The sequence below is a fragment of the Streptococcus phocae genome, assembly GCF_001302265.1.
GTDB classification, from domain to species: domain Bacteria; phylum Bacillota; class Bacilli; order Lactobacillales; family Streptococcaceae; genus Streptococcus; species Streptococcus phocae.
Genome location: NZ_LHQM01000007.1, coordinates 34,801 through 57,793, shown reverse-complemented (window position 1 = coordinate 57,793; position 22,993 = coordinate 34,801). Strand labels below are relative to the sequence as shown.

General features: G+C 40.0%; 19 protein-coding genes. 16 read left to right on the top strand and 3 right to left on the bottom strand.

Annotated elements, in window-relative coordinates:
• Positions 1-10: 10 nt before the first annotated feature.
• The 7 genes from AKK44_RS02095 to AKK44_RS02065 all read left to right on the top strand — a co-directional run bounded on the left by AKK44_RS02095 (position 11) and on the right by AKK44_RS02065 (position 7,533).
• Positions 11-1,192 (top strand): AI-2E family transporter, encoded by a 1,182-nt coding sequence (locus AKK44_RS02095; RefSeq protein ID WP_054278307.1) that lies wholly within the window; start codon positions 11-13, stop codon positions 1,190-1,192.
• Positions 1,182-2,423, top strand: coding sequence for a tetratricopeptide repeat protein (locus tag AKK44_RS02090; protein WP_054278306.1), 1,242 nt, complete (start codon positions 1,182-1,184; stop codon positions 2,421-2,423). Before AKK44_RS02095 ends, AKK44_RS02090 begins: the two co-directional genes overlap by 11 nt.
• 208 nt (positions 2,424-2,631) lie before the next feature.
• Entirely contained in the window at positions 2,632-3,012 is a 381-nt protein-coding gene (locus AKK44_RS02085; protein ID WP_054278305.1) for a DUF1149 family protein, read from the top strand.
• Positions 3,012-3,875, top strand: coding sequence for a DegV family protein (locus tag AKK44_RS02080; RefSeq protein ID WP_054278304.1), 864 nt, complete (start codon positions 3,012-3,014; stop codon positions 3,873-3,875). Before AKK44_RS02085 ends, AKK44_RS02080 begins: the two co-directional genes overlap by 1 nt.
• A gap of 138 nt (positions 3,876-4,013) precedes the next feature.
• Entirely contained in the window at positions 4,014-5,225 is a 1,212-nt protein-coding gene (locus AKK44_RS02075) for a CCA tRNA nucleotidyltransferase (RefSeq protein WP_054278303.1), read from the top strand.
• Positions 5,218-7,086, top strand: a complete 1,869-nt coding sequence (locus AKK44_RS02070) for an ABC-F family ATP-binding cassette domain-containing protein (RefSeq protein ID WP_054278302.1) — start codon at positions 5,218-5,220, stop codon at positions 7,084-7,086. The genes AKK44_RS02075 and AKK44_RS02070 overlap by 8 nt, the downstream gene beginning before the upstream one ends.
• Positions 7,087-7,122: 36 nt before the next feature.
• Positions 7,123-7,533, top strand: coding sequence for a peptide deformylase (locus tag AKK44_RS02065; RefSeq protein WP_054278301.1), 411 nt, complete (start codon positions 7,123-7,125; stop codon positions 7,531-7,533).
• Positions 7,534-7,588: 55 nt separating this feature from the next.
• Here the strand turns inward: AKK44_RS02065 and AKK44_RS02060 are convergent, their stop codons facing one another.
• Positions 7,589-9,580 carry a surface-anchored 5'-nucleotidase gene (locus AKK44_RS02060; protein WP_054278300.1) on the bottom strand — a complete coding sequence of 664 codons (1,992 nt, stop codon included), beginning with the start codon at positions 9,578-9,580 and terminating at the stop codon, positions 7,589-7,591.
• A 436-nt stretch (positions 9,581-10,016) separates the two neighbouring features.
• On the opposite strand from AKK44_RS02060, the gene AKK44_RS02055 reads away from it, so the two are divergent.
• The 6 genes from AKK44_RS02055 to fni all read left to right on the top strand — a co-directional run bounded on the left by AKK44_RS02055 (position 10,017) and on the right by fni (position 17,476).
• Positions 10,017-11,738, top strand: coding sequence for an ABC transporter ATP-binding protein (locus tag AKK44_RS02055; protein WP_054278299.1), 1,722 nt, complete (start codon positions 10,017-10,019; stop codon positions 11,736-11,738).
• Between the two features lies 1 nt (position 11,739).
• Positions 11,740-13,485, top strand: coding sequence for an ABC transporter ATP-binding protein (locus AKK44_RS02050; RefSeq protein WP_054278298.1), 1,746 nt, complete (start codon positions 11,740-11,742; stop codon positions 13,483-13,485).
• Positions 13,486-13,673: 188 nt separating this feature from the next.
• Positions 13,674-14,552, top strand: coding sequence for a mevalonate kinase (gene mvk / locus AKK44_RS02045; RefSeq protein WP_054278297.1), 879 nt, complete (start codon positions 13,674-13,676; stop codon positions 14,550-14,552).
• Entirely contained in the window at positions 14,534-15,478 is a 945-nt protein-coding gene (gene mvaD, locus AKK44_RS02040) for a diphosphomevalonate decarboxylase (protein ID WP_054278296.1), read from the top strand. The genes mvk and mvaD overlap by 19 nt, the downstream gene beginning before the upstream one ends.
• Positions 15,471-16,469, top strand: a complete 999-nt coding sequence (locus tag AKK44_RS02035) for a phosphomevalonate kinase (RefSeq protein ID WP_054278295.1) — start codon at positions 15,471-15,473, stop codon at positions 16,467-16,469. The genes mvaD and AKK44_RS02035 overlap by 8 nt, the downstream gene beginning before the upstream one ends.
• Positions 16,470-16,471: 2 nt before the next feature.
• On the top strand, positions 16,472-17,476 hold the full coding sequence (gene fni / locus AKK44_RS02030) for a type 2 isopentenyl-diphosphate Delta-isomerase (protein WP_054278294.1): 1,005 nt from the start codon (positions 16,472-16,474) through the stop codon (positions 17,474-17,476).
• A gap of 31 nt (positions 17,477-17,507) precedes the next feature.
• On the opposite strand, the gene AKK44_RS02025 is transcribed toward fni, so the two are convergent.
• Together AKK44_RS02025 and AKK44_RS02020 are read right to left on the bottom strand one after the other, a co-directional pair.
• On the bottom strand, positions 17,508-18,797 hold the full coding sequence (locus tag AKK44_RS02025; protein WP_054278293.1) for a hydroxymethylglutaryl-CoA reductase, degradative: 1,290 nt from the start codon (positions 18,795-18,797) through the stop codon (positions 17,508-17,510).
• Positions 18,784-19,959, bottom strand: coding sequence for a hydroxymethylglutaryl-CoA synthase (locus AKK44_RS02020; protein ID WP_054278292.1), 1,176 nt, complete (start codon positions 19,957-19,959; stop codon positions 18,784-18,786). Before AKK44_RS02020 ends, AKK44_RS02025 begins: the two co-directional genes overlap by 14 nt.
• A gap of 164 nt (positions 19,960-20,123) precedes the next feature.
• Here AKK44_RS02020 and AKK44_RS02015 point away from each other — a divergent pair, with 164 nt between their 5' ends.
• From AKK44_RS02015 to clpX, 3 genes are all read left to right on the top strand, one after another.
• Positions 20,124-20,963 carry a thymidylate synthase gene (locus AKK44_RS02015; RefSeq protein ID WP_054278291.1) on the top strand — a complete coding sequence of 280 codons (840 nt, stop codon included), beginning with the start codon at positions 20,124-20,126 and terminating at the stop codon, positions 20,961-20,963.
• A gap of 80 nt (positions 20,964-21,043) precedes the next feature.
• Positions 21,044-21,541 (top strand): dihydrofolate reductase, encoded by a 498-nt coding sequence (locus AKK44_RS02010; RefSeq protein ID WP_054278290.1) that lies wholly within the window; start codon positions 21,044-21,046, stop codon positions 21,539-21,541.
• Between the two features lie 221 nt (positions 21,542-21,762).
• Entirely contained in the window at positions 21,763-22,992 is a 1,230-nt protein-coding gene (clpX, locus tag AKK44_RS02005) for an ATP-dependent Clp protease ATP-binding subunit ClpX (protein ID WP_054278289.1), read from the top strand.
• The last annotated feature ends 1 nt before the right edge of the window (position 22,993 follow it).

The window sequence follows — 22,993 nt, the reverse complement described above, 5'->3', positions numbered from 1 at the left end:
TATCACCATTATGCCATTGAATACGCATCAACCGCAGCAAAATAGCTTATTTTACAAATGGGTGTTAAATAATAAGGCAGTTATTGCCCTTCTGATTACCCTACTTGTGTTTCTCACTATTTTTGTCTTTACTAAAATTTCATTTTTATTTACCCCTGTCTTATCATTTTTTGCCGTTATCATGTTACCAATGGTCATGTCGACCATTTTGTACTACTTGATTAAGCCCTTGGTTGATCGCATTGAAAAATTAGGCCCAAACCGCACCACATCTATTTTTATGGTCTTTGGACTGGTGATTTTATTGTTTGTTTGGGCAATCTCTGGTTTTATCCCAATGGTTAAGGACCAATTGACCAGTTTTATTCAGGATTTGCCAAAATACGTTGGCAAGGTTAACTTAGAGGCTAACAAAGTCTTAGAAAACGACTGGCTAGTGAGCTATAAGCCGCAGTTGCAAGATATTTTGACGACAATCAGCCAAAAAGCATTAGATTATGCGCAAGATTTCTCAAAAAATGCCATTGATTGGGCGGGTAATTTCGCTGGAGCTGTTGCACGTATCACCGTAGCTGTTATTATCTCTCCTTTTATTCTCTTTTATTTTCTAAGAGATAGTGGCAAGATGAAAAATGGATTAGTCAACGTCCTGCCGATTAAGATTCGTCGTCCAGTAGCTCGCGTTTTGGGAGAAATCAATAAGCAATTATCAGGTTATGTGCAAGGTCAAGTCACTGTTGCGATTGTTGTTGGTTTTATGTTTTCGATTATGTTTAGCCTTGTGGGCTTAAAATATTCCATTACCTTTGGTATTATCGCTGGATTTTTAAACATGATTCCCTACTTAGGAAGTTTTCTAGCCATGATTCCAGTCGTTATTATGGGCATGGTACAGGGCCCACTGATGCTCGTTAAAGTCTTAATTATTTTTACGATTGAACAAACCATCGAAGGGCGCTTTGTGGCTCCTTTGGTATTAGGGAATAAGCTGAGCATCCACCCAATTAGCATCATGTTTTTACTTTTGACAGCGGGATCAATGTTTGGTGTCTGGGGTGTTTTCCTTGTGATTCCAGTCTATGCATCAGCTAAGGTAATTGTCAAAGAGGTCTTTGAATGGTATAAAGGCGTGAGTGGCTTGTACGAAGAAGAGCTAGTAACATTGAAAGAGGTTAGCGAAGATGTTAAATAGTGAAAAAATGATTGCTTCGATTGATCAACAAGATCTAAAGCATGCTGAAAAGTATTTAAAAAAAGCTTTAAAAGAAGACGATGCCGAGTCACTCTTGGCACTAGCAGAGTATTTAGAGAGCATTGGATTTTTTCCTCAGGCTAAAACGATTTATTTGCAATTATGTCAGGATTACCCAGAAGTTAATATCAACTTAGCCCAAATTTCCGCAGAAGACAACGAGATAGAAGAAGCATTTTTATATCTTGACCGCATCACCTCAGATAGTCCAGATTATTTGTCTGCTTTGTTGGTTATGGCGGATTTGTATGATATGGAAGGTTTGACTGATGTGGCTCGCGAAAAGATGCTCAAAGCGACCCAAATCAGTCAAGAACCCCTGGTTATTTTCGGATTGGCAGAAATTGAAATGGCTCTTGATCATTTCAAAGAAGCTATTGAGCAGTATGCTAAGTTGGATAACCGTCACATACTAAATTTGACAGGGATTTCAACTTATCAGAGAATTGGTCGGGCCTATGCTAATTTAGGTAAATTTGAGGCGGCCATTGAGTTTTTAGAAAAAGCTATTGCTATTGAATATGAAGATGAGGCTGTTTTTGAATTAGCAACCATCTTATATGATCAGGCTGATTATCAGAAGGCTAATCTCTATTTTAAACAACTCGAAACCATGAATGCAGATTTTCCTGGCTATGAATACATCTATGGTTTGTCATTGCACCAAGACCACCAAACTCAAGAAGCGTTGCGCCTTGTCCAACAAGGTTTACGAAAAAACGAATTTGACAGTCAATTATTGTTATTGGCTTCCCAGCTAGCCTTTGAACTTCATGACGCAGAGAGCTCAGAAGCTTACCTCAAAAAGGCTAAGCAAGTTGCACTTGATGACGAAGAAGTCACCATGCGCTTGTCAACACTTTACTTAGACCAAGACCGATACGAAGAGGTAGTGGCACTGGAACATGATGATATTGACCATGTGATTACAAAATGGAACATTGCCAAAGCCTATCAAGCTCTGGACCAAGCAGAAAAAGCGCTGCAGATTTTCGATAATATCTCCAAAGAACTCATTGATAATCCTGAATTCTTACAAGATTATGCTTACTTATCTAGGGAGTTCGGCCAACAAGATAAGGCAACAAGGCTAGCAGAAGCTTACTTAAAAGCAGTGCCAGATGATCTTGCCATGCAAGATTTTTTAGCCAGTCTTAGAGAGGCTTATTAAGCTATTTCTTGCTAAAAAAACACAGCACCCCAAGGGTTAGGCTAACCATCTAACAACTGGGGTGTTGTTTTGATTAGCCAAAGGGCAAAGGGAGTCAACAATTACAGATAAAGACGACTTTTTGATTCAAAATACAGTTTAAGTCTGCTTTAATAATCTTCAAATCTATGCTATAATGGATGATATCGTCATCAAGGAGAACTAATAAATGAAACTATTACGTGAAAAAGAATTTGTCAATCAATACCATTACGATGCTAGAAATCTGGAATGGGAAAAAGAAAATGGCACGCCTGAAACAAATTTTGAAGTGACTTTTCAACTGGTTAGCAAAGATACTGAACAAAAGGAAACCACTATTGTGTCAGTCTTACAGTTTGTCATCGTTAAAGAGGAATTTGTGATTAGCGGTGTGATCTCACAAATGGTGCGTGTTTTGGACCGCTTGATTGATAAACCTAGCGAATTTGCTCAAGAAGAAGTGGAATCATTGGCTGCCCCTTTGTTGGAAATAGTTAAGCGTTTGACGTATGAAGTGACTGAAATTGCTTTAGATAGACCAGGCATTAACTTGGAGTTCAAAAACTGATGAAATTAGCAGTGATAACTGATAGTTCAGCAGCCCTACCAGAAAGCCTTCTGGGTTATAAAGATTTGTTTCGTTTACCCATCCCGATTATTATGAATAACCGAACCTACATTGAAGGAAACGATTTAACTCTTGAAGACTTTTACCGTAAGATGGATGATTCCCCAGAATTGCCCAAAACAAGTCAGCCGAGTCTATCAGAACTAGACACGCTACTGAGTGACCTTTCTTCAAAAGGTTATACGCATGTCATCGGCTTATTTCTAGCGAGCGGCATTTCAGGATTTTGGCAAAACATTCAATTCTTAATTGAAGAACATGCTGAATTAACTATTGCTTTTCCAGATAGTAAAATCACGTCAGCACCTCTAGGGAGCATGGTTAAAAATGCCTGCGAGTGGTCTCAACAGGGCTTATCTTTTCAGGAAATCATCGACTGCTTGCAACAGCAAATTAATGGGACAACCGCTTTTATCATGGTTGATGACCTCAATCATCTGGTAAAAGGTGGGCGCTTGTCTAATGGTTCAGCCTTGCTAGGTAATTTGTTAAGCATCAAGCCAATTCTTCACTTTAATGAAGCTGGTCAAATTGTGGTTTATGAAAAAGTAAGAACCGAAAAAAAAGCCATGAAACGCTTGGTTGATATTCTAAAAGATATTACTAAAGACGGTGACTACGAGATTTCCATTATTCATTCGAAAGCAAAAGAAAAAGCAGACGCCTTGAAACAAATGCTTTTGGATACTGGATATCAAATGCCGGTAGAAGAAGTACATTTTGGCTCAGTCATTGCCACTCATTTGGGTAAAGGTGCTGTTGCTTTTGGACTGACACCAGTGATTCATCAGACTAAGAACTGATAACGGTCAAGAATCAGAAAGCCTCTGCTCTTCAAGCAAGTGCTTCTTTGATTCTCAACGTTTCTATCAGAATTAGCTATGCCACTAGAAAAGAAATGGTCCAGTCAGACCAATTAATTTACGGGTTAGAAAACTACTATGAAATTAATAACCATGCCTTCTGAATTTCAGAAGGCTTTACCAATACTAAAAAAGATTAAAGAAGCTGGTTTTGAGGCCTATTTTGTTGGAGGAAGCGTCAGGGACGTACTGCTAGACAGACCCATCCATGATGTTGATATCGCCACTAGCTCCTATCCAGAAGAAACCAAAGCTATTTTTGCAAGAACAGTTGATGTGGGCATTGAGCATGGAACAGTACTTGTTTTAGAAAATGGCGGAGAATATGAAATCACAACCTTTAGGACGGAGGACGTTTATGTCGATTATAGACGCCCCAGCCAGGTTTCTTTTGTGCGTTCACTTGAGGAAGATTTAAAGCGCCGCGATTTCACGGTAAATGCTTTGGCATTGGATGACAATGGTCATATTATCGATAAATTCAACGGGCTAAAGGATTTGTCACAGCAATTATTAAGGGCTGTTGGAAAGCCTCAAGAACGTTTCGAAGAGGATGCCCTTAGGATTATGCGAGGTTTTCGTTTTGCAGCTACCCTAGATTTTGACATCGCAGATGATACCTTTGAGGCCATGAAAAGCCACGCCCCTCTGTTAGAAAAAATTTCAGTTGAGCGTTCTTTTATCGAATTTGACAAACTCTTGATGGCTCCTAATTGGCGTAAAGGTGTCTTAGCAATGATAGCCTGCGGAGCTTTTGAATACCTGCCGGGATTACAAGGCAAAGTAGAATCATTACGGGCCTATACCGAGTCTTTACGAGAGGGCTATGTCTTTGAAGATAGCCACCAAGCATGGGCTTATTTGATGATACACTTGGGCATTTCTGCACCTAAACCCTTTCTAAAAGCTTGGAAGACCTCTAATGACTTTCAAAAACAAGTGTCTCACTTGATTCGTTTATATGAGATTCGTCAGGAAAGGTTGCTGCAACAAATGGATATTTATCAGTTTGGGAAAACATCAGCCTTATTGGTAGAATCCCTAAGATACGGTCAAAACAAATCGTGTCATTTTGAGGCTATTGACCAGCTAGATAAGAGCTTAGCCATTCATGATAAGCGTGACATTGTGATTAATGGCTCTCATCTTATTAAAACTTTTGGCTTGGCACCAGGTCCTCAGTTAGGAACCATGCTCAGTAAAATAGAGTTTGCTATTGTCGAGGGTCGCTTAGAAAACAAGATCCATCAGATTGAATCATTTGTCAGAGAGGAATTATCCCATGAGTAATTTTTTAGTTGAAGGCCTGACCAAATCGGTTGGCGACAAAACCGTTTTTCAAGACATTTCCTTCATTATTCATGAATATGATCGGATTGGTATCATTGGTATTAATGGTACAGGTAAAACTACCCTGCTGGATGTCTTGTCTGGTCGCCTTGGTTTTGATGGAGACGTGTCTCCATTTTCAAAAGCAAATGACTATAGCATGTCTTATTTGGCTCAAAATCCTGAATTTGATGATGACAAATCTGTCTTGGACACTGTTTTATCATCAGATTTAAAAGAGATTCAACTGATTCGACAATACGAATTGTTGATGGCAAATTATTCTGACACCTCTCAAAAGCAGCTGGAGTCGGTTATGGCTGAGATGGATCGGTTAGACGCTTGGTCGATTGAGAGTGAGGTTAAGACCGTTCTGTCAAAATTGGGGATTGTTCAGCTGGACCAAAAAGTTGGAAATTTATCAGGTGGGATGAGACGTCGCGTGCAACTTGCACAGGTTCTTTTGGGATCTGCAGACCTCTTGTTATTAGATGAGCCCACCAACCATCTAGACATTGATACCATTGCTTGGTTGACCCACTATTTAAAGTTGTCTAAAAAGACCGTCTTATTTATTACTCATGACCGATACTTTTTAGACAATGTTGCCACTCGAATTTTTGAATTAGATCGAGCGACCCTTACAGAGTATCAAGGAAATTACCAAGATTATGTGCGGTTAAAAGCTGAGCAAGATGAGCGTGAGTCAGCCAACCTACACAAGAAAAAACAGCTCTATAAACAGGAGTTGGCTTGGATGCGTACCCAGCCTCAGGCGCGTGCCACGAAGCAACAAGCAAGGATTAATCGGTTTGAAAATTTAAAGAACCAAGTGCAACAAGATAATACAGGTGACCAACTTGACATTAATTTTGAAACTAGCCGCATTGGAAAAAAAGTCATTCATTTTGAAGACGTGTCTTTTGCCTATGGTGACCAGCCTATTATTCAAGATTTTAGTTTAATCATTCAAAATAAGGACCGAATTGGTATTGTTGGTGAAAATGGTGTCGGTAAGTCAACCCTTTTACAGCTTATCAACGGGGATTTGCAAGCAACATCTGGCAAGTTAGATATAGGCGACACTATCCGTATCGGTTATTTCTCTCAGCAAATCAAGGGTATGGATGAGAATAAACGCATGATTAGTTACTTGCAAGAAGTTGCTGATGAGGTGAAAACCAGTGTTGGATTGACCAGTATCAGTGATCTTTTGGAACAATTTCTATTTCCTCGGTCTAGCCATGGCACCTTAATTGCCAAATTATCAGGCGGTGAAAAAAAACGCCTTTACTTATTAAAACTTTTAATTGAAAAACCAAATGTTTTGTTGCTGGACGAGCCTACTAATGATTTAGATATTGCGACTTTAACAGTTTTAGAAAATTTTTTAAATCAGTTTGCAGGTCCAGTGATTACAGTCAGTCACGACCGTTACTTTTTAGATAAGGTTGCCACAAAAATTTTAGCCTTTGAAAATGGAGGCATCACAGAATTTTATGGAAATTACAGTGACTACTTAGATGATAAGGCTCTAGAAAAAGAAGTTGAAATTGCTCGCCATACCAAAGAGCCAGCTCAAGTGGTTACAGAAGAAACCACTAAAAAAAGGATGTCCTATTTGGAGAAAAAAGAGTGGGCTAGTATCGAAGATGATATAGCGATTCTTGAAGAGCAAGTGGAAAACATCCAAGAGCAAATGTTGGCAGTTGGCAGTGATTACGGTCAATTAGCCCAACTGCAAAGGGAATTAGACCAGTTAAATCTGGAGGTGCTCAAAAAATATGAGCGTTTTGATTATCTCAGTGAGTTAGAAGCCTAACGTTTTTAGGAGCATTGCTCAGAAAGGAATGGGTAAATGATAAAACCAATTGTGACAGATGTCTTATGTTTGCAACAAAAAGCTACTCAAGCTGATAAAGAAGAGACTTGGATTGGTCAAGATTTGATGGATACGCTAGCTTATCACCGAGAAAACTGTCTGGGAATGGCAGCTAATATGATTGGCTATCAAAAGCGTGTGATTATTGTCAGCCTCGGTTTTGTCGATCTTGTCATGTTTAATCCTGTGCTTGTGGAAAAAAGCTCTCCTTTTCAAACGCAAGAGTCGTGTTTATCTCTCACAGGAAGCCGCCCCACTCAGCGCTACCAAGAAATTAAGGTAGACTATCGCGACATGAATTGGCAGAAAAAATCACTTAAGTTAACGGGATTAGCTGCTCAAGTCTGTCAACATGAGCTAGACCATTTGGAAGGTATTATTATTTAGCAACTATTAAAAAGACTAATCGGATTTCCGATTAGTCTTTTTAAATCTTATGAGATTAGTTATTTTTTTTACGTAAGAAGCCAGCACCACTCAGAGTCACTAATCCCATCACTGTCATGATGAGAGATGAACGATTTTGACTACCTGTAGCTGGTAATGCTTTTGCTTTTTGAGTAGAAGAAGCAGGCAATGCTGTCATAGTGGCTTGATTTGGTGTCACGTGATTAGACACTAAGTCGACAGCGACAATTTTACCATCGCGTTTTCTAAACACGCGATGAATCAGGTGATGCTTGCCGTTCTCATCTGTTTTTGTAGAGCTTTCAAGGCTTGATGTAACATATGTTTTAACACCAGTAATGCCTGTTTTAACAGGTTTACCAGCAGCCTCTAAGTCTTTAATGTATTGGATGAATACTTCAGTGTCTGGAGTGATGGCACCCAAGAGTTTAGCGTCTTTGAAGACAGAAAAGCCATCTCCACCACCATATAAGAAATCATTGATAACTAGGCTGTAGCGAGCTGTTACATCAAGTTCTTCACCGTTATCCTTGTAGACTTTTACCACTTTGAAAGGTACTGAAGGATCTGATGAGCCACTGTCAGTGTAAGTATAGTGTAAACCAGAGATTTGGAGGAAGTATTTTTGACCATCGTTGTACTGTTGATTCAACACGTCATAAATTTGTTGACCAGTTAGCTCAACGATTTGAAGAATGTTACCAAATGGTTGAACCGCCTGTGCAGCTCCCCAAGTAATGGTTTGATCATCTTTTACTAACAAGTCGGCACGAATACCTCCGTTATTTGTCATGGCAAAATCCACATGTGGGAACTCTTTTTTCGCCATGGTTAATTGAGCAGTGGTCACCAGATTGCCGACAGGAGATTCTTTGTCCTCATTTTCACTTCTTGAGATGTTGCCAGTAGTTGAGGCAGTCCCAATTTTTTTATCAGTGACTGTTTTAACAATCTCATTAGCCTCTTTGACGATTTCCTCGATGTCTTTGCTACCTGTTTTGACATTAGGAGCTACCGCAATGACTTTGGCATTAGGTGTTGCGATAAAATCTTGTGTATCAGTATCTAGTCGTCCACGAACATCTGCATACGCTTTACCTTGTGATAGGGCCTGAACGACACGAGTGTTTCCGATAACACCATTAGTGTATTGGTGGTTATGCCCAGCAAATACGATATCGACACTGTTATCTGGGAAGACTTTGTTTACTTTGTCCATAACCATTGCCATTTCCTCACCAACAACCTCTCCTTTGCTGGTTGCAGGAATGTGTGCCAAGACAACAATCGCTTTGACTTTTTGTTCTTGCAATTCTTTAGCATACTTGACAATTGTGTCAGCAACGTCTAAAAAGTCATATTTTTCATAGTGTTTTTTAAGCACTAAGTTTGGAATTTCATTGGTTACTACTCCAATAAACCCAACATTTACAGACGTGTCATTGACTGGAATGTTTTTGATAGCATAAGGTTTCCAGTCATAAGGAATTTTTTTAGTTTCTTTATCAAGAACATTGGCAATGACAATGGTTTGATTAGATGCTTGATGTGGGTATTGCTTTGTAATCTCATTAACGGTTGAATCAGCAGCAGGTGCCTGACCGGTAACAATACGATGGTACTCTTCCAACCCTTCGTCAAATTCGTGATTCCCTAAGGTACCATACTCAAAGCCCATTTTATTTAAAACTTTGATGGTCGGCTCGTCCTGGAGAAGGCTAGAGTTGGCAGGACTGGCACCAACCATGTCACCTGCTTGCACACGAATGCTAGTCCCATCTGGACTGTCTGTTTTAAAGTCTTTTTCAGCATCGTCCATGTAAGCATCTAGCTGAGCGGCAGAGCCAGCGTTAGATACTTTTCCATCAGGCATGTAGGCTGAACCAGTCGTGTCTAGTGCCCCGTGAAAGTCATTAACTCCCAAAAATTGGACATCTACCTGATCGGCAGCAATGCCCCCACCTAGCATAGAAACACCAGCAAAGAGCCCCAGTAGGCTACTTTTTAGAAAAAAATACTTTTTCATAACTTCTCCTAGTCAATAAGTAATGTTTATAAGTAAAGTTTACTATTATTTGTGCGCTATTTCAATGAAAATTAAGTAATTTCTTCAAAAAATAACCAAAAATAAACGCTTTATAAATGTAAGCGATTAAAAAACAAATATTAGATGAGATCAGTTAAGAAAAAATAGAGTGTTTAACCAAGATTCATCTTTACAAAGTTTCAATCTTGTGATATAATTTCCGTAAAATTAATGAAAGGAGTACTAAAAACATGAACAACACTGCCAAAAAAAGACTTGTTTTTGATCCTATTCTCCTTTCTAACCCAGTCAGTTAGTTTTTTTAGCAAACTAATGAAATGCCTACGGTAGAAAGAGTTTTACTGTGGGCTTTTTTGTGTCTAAAATGGCTAATAGAAGATTTTTATCATAGACCATCATCAAAAAGGAGGACACAATGCTATCTTTGATGTTCGATTATATTAAGCAACATAAGAAAATTTATTTTTTGGTTGCTATTACCCTAGTTGTGTACGATGCTTCACTTATTGTCCCAACAAAAGTTATCCAGTCTTTAATTGATCAAATAGCTAAACACCAATTGACCAATCGTTCCTTGCTTGTTTGCCTTGCTATTTTACTAGGAGCGACTTTAATTTCTTATGGAACAGCTTATTTTTGGCATTTGAAATTATTTCAAGAGTCGGTTCGCTTTAAGTTTGATTTGCAACAAAGAGCTTTTCGAAAATTATTATTCATGCGAACGCCATTCTATGAAAAGTTTCGTTCGGGCGATATGATAACCCGTTTTTCAACAGATGTCGAAGTCTTAATGGAGTTTATTGGCTATGGGCTGATGATTATTTTATATGCTGGAGGGATGATTGCCTTTATTATTCCGACCATGTTTATCATTTCATGGAAAATGTCTTTGATTGGAATGATACCTATTTTTATTATGATGATGCTGATATACGCTATCACCAAAAAACAGGAACGCCAAGTTGAAGAAGCGCGTGAGGCGATTGCAAATCTTAGCGACGAAGTCCTAGAAACCGTTGAGGGGATACGAGTGATGAGGGCTTATAGTCGAAAAGATGATTTAGACTCTAAGTTTAGTCGTAAAACCCAGGAATTGGCAGATCGGTGGAACAAGGTTGCTAGATACCGTGCCCTGTACTTCCCCGTGTATCACACCATGATTGTTCTTAGCACAGTGATCATTCTTTTGTCAGGACTTTATTACATGACAAAAGGTCAAGTGACCCTTGGTCAAGTCATTGCTTTGCAACTGTACTTGGTGTCATTAGTTGAGCCATTTAGCATGTTATCTGACTTTATTTTAGTCTATCAAACCGGTAGGACCTCCTTTAATAAACTGAATGAAATCATTGAAACAGGCGATAACATGGAGGCAGATGGGCAACTATCCTTGCAATCATTCGATGAGATTGTTTTTGAAGACTATTCATTTAATTACGCTAATAGTGATAAACCTAGCTTAAGCCATATTAATGTGACCATAAATAAGGGACAAACCCTGGGAATTGTTGGGAGAACAGGCTCTGGAAAGACTACTTTTGTCAGACAATTACTGAGACAGTACCCCGTTGGTGAAGGTCATCTAAAAATTAATGGGCGTGATATCATAGAATATCAGCGAGAATCGCTAGAAAATCATATTGGCTATGTACCTCAAGAGCATATCTTATTTTCTAAAACCATTAAGAAAAATATTGCAATCGGAAAAAAAGATGCTCAGTTAGACGAGATTTTAACTGCTATCGATACCGCAGCATTTACCGGTGATATCAATAGCATGACAAAAGGCATAGAAACTAATATCGGTGAGCGCGGTTTATCAGTATCAGGTGGTCAAAAGCAACGAATTTCCATTGCTAGGGCCTTTATTTCGCAACCTGATTTATTAATATTAGATGATTCCTTATCAGCGGTTGATGCCAAAACAGAAACTGAAATTATCCAAAACATTCAAAAAGAAAGGCAAGGCAAAACAACATTTATTGTCAGCCATCGCTTGTCAGCTGTTCAGCATGCGGATTGGGTGATTGTTCTAGATCAGGGGCGGATTATTGAAGAAGGACGACCTGATCAACTGCTGGCTCAAAAAGGTTGGTATTATGAACAGCACCAACGGCAGCAAGCCCAGGAGGAGTAAGATGTCTTTATTTATCAAATTAGTCAATGAAATACGAACGGCTAAGCGTCCATTTATCATAGGCATAGTCCTTTTACTAATGTCAACGGCAGTCGGACAATTTGCACCATTACTATTAAAAAAAATGATTGACGACTACCTAACACCCGCTTCGAAATGGGGGGTGGTATCGCTTGAAGGACTTCAGTTGCTGTTACTATCTTATTTAACAATGATTTTAGTGACAGCAGTGTTGAGGTACGTATCTTATAGAAGCTTGGTCTATGCTTCGAATAAAATCGTGAGTAATTTGCGTAACCGTGCCTTTGATATTATGCAACGATTACCCATTTCCTATTTTGACAATCAGCCAGCTGGTAAGATTGCCACTAAAATTGTTAACGATACTGAAACCTTGAGAAATCAATTTTACGACACGTTGTTATCCCAAGTAATTATTTCTTTAGCTCAAATCACATTCATTTATGTGGCGATGATGTATTTGGATCTCAAATCCGGCTTGTTATTATTAATTGTGATTCCCTTGTTTTACGGCATGCAGGTTCTGTATAAAAAATTGACAGACAAGCCTATGAAAGCATTCTACAAGGCAAGAAGTATCGTCAATACGCAAGTCAATGAAATGATGAATGGGGTTTCGATTATTCAGCTCTATCATCAGGAAGATACCATTTTAAAAGAATTTGAAGAACAGATTAACGAGATGAAAACAGCAGATGATAGCATCATTTTTGCTGACTCTGTAGCTTCTTGGAGTCTGACAGAGCTTGTTAAATACACTGTCATTTGTGGCGTGTTGGCTCTAGTGGGTTATCAATTTCTACAGGGGCTTCCAGGGATTACCGTCGGAAAATTATTTATCTATCTTAACTATTTGACACGCTTATTTGATTTGCTAGGAATGCTTGTGAGGCAGTTGCCAAATGTTCAGCGCTCATTTGCTACAGGAAGACGCTTGATGGCATTGCTAGATGAAACGGTGGAAGAAGATGCTCAAAATAGCATTGTCATAAGCTCTGGAACAGTTGATTTCAATGATGTTTGCTTTTCTTATGAAGCAGATAAGCCTGTCTTGTCCCAGATTAATATCCATGCTGACAAGGGGGAGACGATTGCTCTGGTAGGACATACCGGATCTGGTAAATCATCGATCATGAACTTGCTTTACCGCTTTTACGAACCACAATCAGGGGTTATTATGGTCGATGGTCAGCCGATTAATCAGTACTCCAGAGAAAGCTTGCGCGCACAGATGGGAATTGTTTTGCAAGATCCCTATCTCTTTACGGGGACGATTGCGTCAAATGTCACCATGGGTAATACCGCTTATACAGATCAAGATGTCTTAGAGGCTTTAACAAAAGTGAGAGCAGCTCAGATGATTTCTCGATTGCAAAAAGGCATTCACGAACCTGTTTATGAAAAAGGTGCTTCTTTTTCAAGCGGGGAGCGCCAGCTCGTTGCTTTTGCAAGAACCTTGATTGCCAATCCCAAAATCTTGATTTTAGATGAAGCAACTTCCCATATCGACACAGAAACGGAAGAAGTCATTCAAAAAGCCATGGAGTTATTAAAAGAAGGTCGGACGACATTTATCATTGCGCACCGCCTGTCAACCATCCAAACGGCGAATCAGATTTTAGTTCTTGAACAAGGCAAAATTGTCGAAAGAGGCACCCATCAGGAATTAGTGGCACAAGGAGGCCGATATGCCAAAATGACCGAGATGCAAGAAACCATCTCATAAGAGTCTTTTAGCACGCTAACTTAAACGAATGAAAAATGACCGGTTTTTGTGCCGGTCATTTTTCATTTATTCTCATGGCTTTAGTGAGATGATGTTAAGTAAAAATAGTTGCTTATCGCAATTTTAGGGCATTTAGTGTAAAATAGTAAGGTAAAAGACTTAACAATACCGTATGAAAAGATTAGGACATGACTGAGAAAATAGGATTTGGCAAAGCACACAGTAAAATTATTTTAATAGGAGAGCACTCCGTTGTTTATGGCTATCCAGCTATCGCTCTTCCTCTGACAGATATTGAGGTAGGCTGCAAGATTTTTCCTGCAAAAAGCCCTTTAAACTTTGATTTTTATGACACGCTATCAACTGCGATTTATGCAGCTTTAGAGTATTTGAATCGTTTAGAGGAGCCAATCCGTTATAGCATTACGTCACAAGTGCCACAAAAAAGAGGTATGGGATCTTCTGCCGCCGTCTCTATCGCTGCTATTCGAGCTGTTTTTTCTTATTTCCAGATACCAATATCGGCATCTTTGTTGGAAATTTTAGTCAACAAGGCAGAAATTATTGCCCATACTAATCCTAGCGGCCTAGATGCCAAGACCTGTCTAAGCAATGATGCTATCAAGTTTATTAGAAATATTGGATTTGAGACCATCGAGATTGACCTAAAGGCCTATCTGGTTATTGCTGATACAGGGATTCAAGGACACACTCGAGAGGCTGTAGGAAAAGTTGCTCAGCAAGAAGAAGCCAATCTGCCTCATTTGGCGCGGCTAGGTTATCTCGCAGAACAAGTCGAACAAGCCATTACCTCTCAGGATAAAGTAGCTATTGGACGATACATGACCCAAGCCCACCACTCTCTAAAGGCCATAGGAGTCAGCATTGCAAAAGCAGACCACTTGGTAGATTCAGCCCTTAAAGCTGGTGCTTTGGGAGCAAAAATGACAGGTGGAGGTCTAGGTGGCTGCATGATTGCTTTAGCTAATAACCTAACAGACGCCAAGACGATCAGTAAGAAATTAAAAGAAGAAGGGGCCGTAAACACGTGGATCCAAATGTTATAACAGTGACCTCATATGCAAATATTGCTATCATTAAATATTGGGGAAAAGAAGATCAGGAAAAAATGATTCCATCCACTTCAAGCATCTCCTTGACTTTGGATAATATGTACACCCAAACCAGCGTTTCTTTTTTACCCGATTCGGAAAATAGTGACCAGTTTTACATTAATGGTCAGCTACAAAATGAGCAAGAACATCAAAAAATTTCAGCGATTATCAATCAATTTAGATTATCCAATGCGCCCTTTGTTAAAGTTGATACCATCAATAACATGCCAACAGCGGCAGGGCTATCCTCGAGTTCTAGTGGCTTGTCAGCTTTGGTCAAAGCCTGTAATCAACTGTTCAAAACAGGTCTAGATCAAGATGCCTTAGCCCAAAAAGCCAAGTTTGCGTCAGGTTCGGCGTCACGTTCATTTTTTGGACCAGTAGCAGCGTGGGACAAGGATACAGGCAAAATTTATCAGGTTAAAACAGATTTAAAAATGGGCATGATTATGTTGGTGTTAAACGATGCCAAAAAACCGATTTCAAGTCGAGAAGGCATGCGACTATGTCGTGAAACGTCACAAACATTTGACCAATGGGTCACCCAGTCACAAAAAGATTACCAGGCCATGCTTGGCCACTTAAAAGCTAATGATTTTGAAAAAGTGGGTTTGCTCACAGAAGCCAATGCTTTAGCAATGCATGCCACAACGAAGACAGCTAATCCAGCCTTTTCCTACTTAACACCAGAATCCCACCAAGCCATGGAACGGGTTAGAGCCTTACGGCAACAAGGCTATGCCTGCTATTTCACGATGGATGCAGGGCCTAATGTCAAAGTCCTTTGTTTAGAGGAAGACTTGGACCAGCTCGCTTCAATACTGCAGCAAGATTATCGAGTGATTGTTTCCAAAACAAAGGAATTACCAAATGGTTAAGTATCAGGTTCAAACTGGCGGTAAGCTTTATTTATCTGGCGAGTATGCGATTTTAACACCGGGACAGACGGCTCTCATTATGCCAATTCCACTAAAAATGACAGCTATTATTGAGTCAGCACCCAAAATCTGTCTCCAGTCGGATTTATTTGATTATGCCGTGGACATGACACCAGACAAGGGCTATGAGTTAATTCAAACTGCTATTGAGGTGTTTGCAAGCTATGTGAACCAGACCGTTTTGGACTTGCCACCTTTTTCCTTATCTATTCTGGGAACGTTAGGAAATCACGGCAAAAAATACGGCATTGGTTCTAGCGGAAGTGTTACGGTCCTAACCTTAAAAGCCTTGGCAGCTTATTATCAGGTTGCATTAACACCAGATAAGTTATTTAAGTTGGCTTCAGTTGTCCTGTTGAGTTTAGGAGATAATGGCTCCATGGGAGATATTGCATGCATTTCTTATGAGACCTTGATTGCGTATACCGCTTTTGATCGTAGCAACATCAAAAAATGGATGCAAGAACTGCCTCTGTCCGAATTGCTAGCCCGTGATTGGGGCTACCGTGTTCGATTGATAAAACCAGGCTTATCTTGTGATTTCTTGGTTGGATGGACACAGGTTCCTTCACTCTCAAAGGACATGATTCGTCAGGTTAACCAAAAAATTGACACAGCGTTTTTAACCAAAATGCAAGAGTTTACCCTAGCAGCCATATCAGCTTTGGAAACTGGAAATAAACAGGCGTTGGTAGATGCTTTGTCGGCCTCGGGTCGGCTATTGTCCGACTTATCCCCGGTTATTTATCATCCTAAATTACGCCAATTGGTTGAAGCCTGTCAAGGAATGGACGCCGTTGCCAGATCCTCAGGAGCGGGTGGTGGTGATTGTGGCATTGCTCTTGTTTTTGACCCCAAAGCCACTGAATTATTGGTTTCTAATTGGCAAGAGGCTGACATAGTCTTACTTTATACAGAAAAATGGAGGTAGGAATGGAAAATCGGAAAAATGATCATATCAAATACGCTCTGAGTTACCAATCGCCTTATAATGCATTTGATGAGATGGAACTCATTCACCATTCATTACCCACTTATGATTTGGCGGAAATTGATTTGTCGACTCATTTTGCGGGACGAGACTATGACTTTCCTTTTTATATTAATGCCATGACTGGAGGAAGTGCCAAAGGCCAAGCCATCAATGAAAAACTAGCACAACTGGCTGCAGCTACGGGTATTGTTATGGTAACGGGATCTTACAGTGCAGCCTTGAAAAACAAAGATGACCATTCTTATCAACTCAGGAACGTCGCAGATAATGTGATGCTAGCCACTAATATTGGCTTAGATAAGCCAGTGGCGTTAGGCTTACGAACGGTTCAAGAAATGAACCCCTTGTTCCTACAAGTTCATGTTAACCTTATGCAAGAACTGCTGATGCCAGAAGGTGAGCGGGTTTTTCGCACTTGGAAACAACACTTAGACGATTATTGTCGTCACATACCAGTTCCGCTTATCCTTAAAGAGGTTGGTTTTGGAATGGACCTGAAAACCATTGAAATAGCAGAGCAAATTGGTATTAAAACCTTTGATATTTCTGGGCGAGGTGGAACTTCATTTGCTTATATCGAAAATCAAAGGGGAGGCAATCGTTCCTACCTAGATGACTGGGGACAAACAACGGTGCAAGCCTTACTCAATGCCCAGTCTTTTGTTGATAAGGTTGAGTTATTAGCCTCAGGAGGCGTGAGACACCCTTTGGACATGATTAAGTGTTTTGTGCTAGGTGCGCGTGCAGTGGGCTTGTCTCGAACAATCTTAGAACTTGTCGAAAAGCATTCGCTCGATCAAGCCATTGCGATTGTCAATGGTTGGAAAGATGATTTAAGATTGATCATGTGTGCGCTAGATTGTAAAACGATTGCAGAGCTCCGGACAGTTAACTATCTCTTGTATGGTAAGCTTTACCAAGCAAATCATCAGCATAAAAACTAGAAAAAACCTTAGTTCGCGTGAACTAAGGTTTTTAATCTGATTTCTTTGTTGAGCGGAGTTTTTCAAGGTGATGCCTTGCTTTTTCCAGATTCATAGGCTTATCAGCTAGTAGGTTTTTCACTAAGCCAGATACTTCATCTTGGGAGGCTCCTGCTAAAAGCGCTAGGGATTTAGCGTGTAGTTTCATATGCCCTGCCTGTATACCTGATGAGGTGAGGGCTTTTATAGCAGCAAAATTTTGTGCCAAACCAACAGCAAGGATTAGTTGCGATAGTTCCTTGGCATTAGGATTCCCAAGAAGATCATGAGCCACTTGGACTGTAGGATTCAGTCCAATGGAACCTCCTTTGCTAGCGATTGGCATGGGCAGTGTCATTTCCCCAATCAGAACTTCGTTTTCTGAGTCAAACACCCATTTGCTCAATCCTTTATAGGTGCCATCTTTAGCAGCGTAGGCGTGTGCGCCAGCCTCTATTGCGCGCCAGTCATTTCCTGTAGCCATTGCGACGGCATCAATCCCATTAAAAATGCCTTTGTTATGGGTTGCTGCTCGGTAAGGATCGATTTGTGCCAGCTGACTTGCCATGGCCATTTTTTGTGCCAGCTGCAAGGCTTCTGCTTTATTTCGGCTTAAAAATCTCAAATCTACTGAGCAACGAGCCTGTACCAGTGATTCTGTTGCATAGTTGGACAAAATCGCCATTAGACTATTTCCACCACTCAAGGCTTCTAATTCTGGGACCAAAGCTTCCATCATCGTATTGACCATGTTTGCCCCCATAGCTTCTTGAGTATCAACAGTTACATAGACCATTAGAAACTCTTCTTTTTGTTCAAGGCGAAGGGTTCTTGCGCCTCCACCTCGCTTGACAATAGAAGGGTAAGAAGCATTTGCCACAGCAAGGAGATGGTCTGTAGCTAGTTGAATGGCAGTCGTAGCATGTTCAAAATCGTTGATATGATACAGTGCCACCTGGCCAATCATTTGACGGTTAATCACTTGCGTTTGAAAACCACCTGAGCGCTTAATCACCTTGGCAGCAAAAGAAGCTGCCGCAACAACGGAAGGTTCTTCCGTAACAAATGGCACGTGGTAAGATTTATGGTTCACTAAAAAGTCAGGTGCGACACTAAAAGGCAGAGCAAATCGCCCTAAAACATTTTCGGTCATGTGATCCGCAGTTTCAAGAGGCAATAGCTCATCTCCTGCCAGACACTGATATTGTTTAGGTTGGAGGAGTTGATTTTGCTGAATCATCTCAAGGCGTTGTGCGATATTTTTTTTGTAGAATCCAGTCCAGTTTAAGTTATTCATGGTCATAAGCGTGATATATTCTCTGATTTTCTTTGATTTCAACAAGAGCAAATTTTCCTGTCAGGTAATCTGCGAAAGACGCATTTCCGTTTTGATCAAGCTGTGCTTCTTCGTAAAAAAGGGCTTCGTATTCTTGTACAGACACCGCTTGGCGCTGATCGAGGGCCTTTTGGCGATTTGGTAGTAGCATGCGCTCATAGTCATCAACCAGTTGGCCAGAAAAAATTTCACTAACAGCCCCAGAGCCATAGCTAAATAAGCCAATTCGATCGCCCGCTTTTAGAGACTGACTATTTTCTAAAAGTGATAACAGCCCTAAATAAAGCGAACCTGTGTAAATATTACCAACTTGTTTGCTGTAAACAATCGAAGCATGGAAAGCTTCTAATAATTTTTCTTTGTGTTCGGCAGGCAAAGACGCGTCCATAATAGCATGCAGCCCTTTTAAAGCTAGTTTTGGAAACGGAATATGGAAACAAAAGGCATCAAAATCTAGCAGCGAACGGTTTTGTTGGCTTTGATAACGGTTCCAAGTAGTCTTTAGCAGCTCCAAATATTGCTTTGTTGAGTAAATGCCATTAACAAATGGCGTTGTGGAGTAATTTGGTCTCCAAAAATCCATGATGTCACGTGTTTGAGACACGCTATCATGGTTGAGCTGTAGAATTCTAGGATTTTCAGTGATTAGCATAGCAATACTGCCTGCACCCTGAGTGGCTTCACCGGCTGATTGGATACCATACTTAGCAATGTCACTCGCAATGACCAAGACACGTGACTTAGGATGCATGGCAACGTGGAGCTTAGCATAGTCCAAGGCGGCAGTTGCGCTGTAACAAGCTTCTTTCATTTCGATGGATCGGGCGAAGGGTTGTATGCCCATTAGTTGATGCACATAAACACTAGCTGCTTTTGATTGATCGACACTTGTTTCTGTTGCCAAAATGACCATATCAATATGTTCTTTATCATCGTCAGTCAAAATCTGGTCAGCAGCAGAAGCTGCCAAAGTAATGATATCTTCCGTGATTGGTGTGATGCTAAGGGATTCAAGTAGCAGTCCTTGACTAAATTTGGCAGGGTCGACATTTCGTGATGTGGCTAAATCCTCCATTTTTAAGACATATTGACTGGTTGCAAAACCAATTTTATCAATTCCGATTATCATAGTTGTCCTTCTTTTATCCAATTTTATTCATTTTATCATATTTTGAAAAAAGTAGGTAATTTAATCAACTTGCCTGATTAGTTAAAAGCAAACTATTATTTCTGGTGTTTTTTCACAAAATTAGTTAAAATATAAAGAACTATCGTCAAAGAAAGAGGCTTGAAATGACAAAAGCAGATCAGATTTTTCAATCTAATATCAAAAAAATTATGGAAGAAGGTGTCTTTAGTGAGCAAGCCCGTCCGAGATATAAAAATGGGGAAATAGCTAATTCAAAATACATCACAGGAGCTTTTGCGGAGTATGACCTATCAAAGGGAGAATTTCCAATCACAACTCTGCGTCCTATTCCGATAAAATCTGCTATCAAAGAATTGTTGTGGATTTATCAGGATCAAACCAGTAGCCTTGATGTTTTAGAAGATAAATACAATGTCCATTATTGGGCTGAGTGGGAAGTCGGACACACCAGGACAATAGGTCAACGTTATGGAGCTATCGTCAAAAAACATGATATCATCAATAAAATTTTAAGACAGCTAGAGGAAAACCCTTGGAACAGGCGAAACATTATCTCGTTATGGGATTACGAAGCCTTCGAAGAAAGCGACGGACTCCTGCCATGTGCCTTTCAAACCATGTTTGACGTGAGACGCCTTGGAGACGACCTTTATCTTGATGCCACATTAACACAGAGATCTAATGACATGTTAGTTGCTCATCACATTAATGCCATGCAGTACGTTGCTTTACAAATGATGATTGCCAAGCATTTTGGGTGGAAGGTTGGCAAATTTTTCTATTTTGTCAACAATCTTCATATTTATGATAATCAATTTCCCCAGGCTCAAGAACTGCTAAAACGTCAGTCTGTCGATTGCCATCCAAAACTGGTATTGAATGTTCCAGATGGCACGAATTTCTTTGACATTAAGCCAGAAGACTTTGTCCTAGAAGATTATCATCCAGTGAAACCTCAGTTATCCTTTGACTTGGCTATTTAAAAAGTCCGAAGATTTTTTTGTGAGCATATTTACTAGAATTTTGATAAAATAAAGAAAGTTCATATTGAGGAAATTAAGTAATGACAAAGGAAATTGTAGCCATTTGGGCTGAAGACGAGTCAGGAGTGATTGGCGTGGATGGACGTCTCCCTTGGCATTTGCCAAAAGAGCTGCAGCACTTCAAACAAACAACACTTAATCAAGCCATTTTAATGGGACGTGTAACCTTTGATGGCATGAAGCGTCGTCTGTTACCAAATAGACAGACGCTTGTTTTAACACGAGACAAACATTACCATGTTGACGGAGCTCTTACCATGGCTAGTGTGGAGCAGGTTTTGGAGTGGTATCACACCCAAGAAAAAACGCTTTATATTATTGGTGGCAACAAGGTACTTGAGGCTTTTGACGGTTATTTCAATAAAATCATCAAAACCGTTGTTCACCACCGATTTGATGGGGACACTTACCGACCAAGGTTGGATTTGCATCGTTTTGTAACAGCAGAAGAAGTTTTCTATCCAAAAGATGAAAAAAATCCTTATGACTTTACCGTTACAGTGCTAAAACATCATTAATAAGAGGAGAATATACCCCATGCAGCGTAGTATCTTTGGAGTATTTACGGCTTTTTTGTGTGCTATTTGTATTTTATGTGCTATCCCAGCTTTCAAAAAAAATCGCCCTGGTTTGGGATTGCTTTTTTTATTAAATGCGTTCACTAATCTCGTTAACACCATACATGCCTTTTATGGCACCTTATTTTAAAAGACTGACAAGAGAAGGATAAAAAAGAATTATGACAGGAAATCGTACGAATGACATCAAAGTTCACTGCTCGTTTTGTGGCAAGAATCAAGATGAAGTGAAGAAAATCATTGCAGGCAACAATGTCTTTATCTGTAATGAATGTGTCGCACTATCACAAGAAATTATAAAAGAAGAACTAGCCGAGGAAGTTCTTGCAGATTTAGCAGAAGTGCCAAAACCAAAAGAACTTCTAGATATTTTGAACCAATACGTTGTCGGGCAAGATAGAGCCAAGCGCTCACTATCAGTAGCAGTTTATAATCACTACAAGCGGGTTTCTTTTACTGAGAGCCGTGACGACGAAGATGTTGATTTGCAGAAATCAAATATTTTAATGATTGGCCCGACTGGTTCAGGAAAAACGTTCTTGGCACAAACCTTGGCAAAGAGCTTGAACGTTCCTTTTGCGATTGCTGACGCAACGTCTCTTACGGAGGCAGGTTATGTTGGTGAAGACGTAGAAAACATCTTGCTAAAACTTATCCAAGCAGCTGATTACAATGTTGAGAGAGCTGAGCGTGGGATTATTTACGTTGATGAGATTGATAAGATTGCTAAAAAAGGGGAGAATGTCTCGATTACTCGCGATGTTTCTGGAGAAGGGGTGCAACAAGCGCTTCTTAAAATCATCGAAGGAACTGTAGCTAGTGTTCCCCCACAAGGCGGTCGTAAGCATCCAAACCAAGAAATGATTCAAATCGACACCAAGAACATTCTATTTATTGTTGGTGGTGCCTTTGATGGCATTGAGGACATTGTTAAACAACGATTAGGTGAAAAAATTATTGGTTTTGGACAAAGTAGCCGAAAAATTGATGAAAATGCCTCTTATATGCAAGAAATCAGTGCAGAAGATATCCAAAAATTTGGACTTATTCCAGAATTTATTGGTCGGTTACCTGTTGTCGCTGCACTTGAGCCTCTAACAACAACGGATCTCATTCAGATTTTGACAGAACCGAGAAATGCCCTGGTAAAACAGTACCAAGCTTTATTATCTTATGATGGCGTAGAGCTTGAATTTGAAAAAGGTGCGCTTGAAGCAATCGCAACCAAAGCCATTGAGCGCAAAACAGGTGCTCGAGGGTTGCGTTCAATTATTGAAGAAACCATGCTGGATATCATGTTTGAAATTCCAAGCCAAGAAGATATCAGCAAAGTGCTCATAACAAAAGATGCTGTAGCCGGTCAAGCAAAACCTGTTTTAGAAACAGCATAAG

Bases quoted from the DNA above. Each gene is read 5' to 3' on its own strand.
- AKK44_RS02025 (WP_054278293.1), bottom strand. From the start codon at position 18,797: ATGACCATGAATAACTTAAACTGGACTGGATTCTACAAAAAAAATATC.
- AKK44_RS02090 (WP_054278306.1), top strand. From the start codon at position 1,182: ATGTTAAATAGTGAAAAAATGATTGCTTCGATTGATCAACAAGATCTA.
- AKK44_RS02095 (WP_054278307.1), top strand. From the start codon at position 11: ATGCCATTGAATACGCATCAACCGCAGCAAAATAGCTTATTTTACAAA.
- AKK44_RS02085 (WP_054278305.1), top strand. From the start codon at position 2,632: ATGAAACTATTACGTGAAAAAGAATTTGTCAATCAATACCATTACGAT.
- mvk (WP_054278297.1), top strand. From the start codon at position 13,674: ATGACTGAGAAAATAGGATTTGGCAAAGCACACAGTAAAATTATTTTA.
- fni (WP_054278294.1), top strand. From the start codon at position 16,472: ATGGAAAATCGGAAAAATGATCATATCAAATACGCTCTGAGTTACCAA.
- clpX (WP_054278289.1), top strand. From the start codon at position 21,763: ATGACAGGAAATCGTACGAATGACATCAAAGTTCACTGCTCGTTTTGT.
- AKK44_RS02075 (WP_054278303.1), top strand. From the start codon at position 4,014: ATGAAATTAATAACCATGCCTTCTGAATTTCAGAAGGCTTTACCAATA.
- AKK44_RS02035 (WP_054278295.1), top strand. From the start codon at position 15,471: ATGGTTAAGTATCAGGTTCAAACTGGCGGTAAGCTTTATTTATCTGGC.
- AKK44_RS02050 (WP_054278298.1), top strand. From the start codon at position 11,740: ATGTCTTTATTTATCAAATTAGTCAATGAAATACGAACGGCTAAGCGT.
- AKK44_RS02060 (WP_054278300.1), bottom strand. From the start codon at position 9,580: ATGAAAAAGTATTTTTTTCTAAAAAGTAGCCTACTGGGGCTCTTTGCT.
- AKK44_RS02015 (WP_054278291.1), top strand. From the start codon at position 20,124: ATGACAAAAGCAGATCAGATTTTTCAATCTAATATCAAAAAAATTATG.
- AKK44_RS02010 (WP_054278290.1), top strand. From the start codon at position 21,044: ATGACAAAGGAAATTGTAGCCATTTGGGCTGAAGACGAGTCAGGAGTG.
- AKK44_RS02065 (WP_054278301.1), top strand. From the start codon at position 7,123: ATGATAAAACCAATTGTGACAGATGTCTTATGTTTGCAACAAAAAGCT.
- AKK44_RS02055 (WP_054278299.1), top strand. From the start codon at position 10,017: ATGCTATCTTTGATGTTCGATTATATTAAGCAACATAAGAAAATTTAT.
- AKK44_RS02070 (WP_054278302.1), top strand. From the start codon at position 5,218: ATGAGTAATTTTTTAGTTGAAGGCCTGACCAAATCGGTTGGCGACAAA.
- AKK44_RS02020 (WP_054278292.1), bottom strand. From the start codon at position 19,959: ATGATAATCGGAATTGATAAAATTGGTTTTGCAACCAGTCAATATGTC.
- AKK44_RS02080 (WP_054278304.1), top strand. From the start codon at position 3,012: ATGAAATTAGCAGTGATAACTGATAGTTCAGCAGCCCTACCAGAAAGC.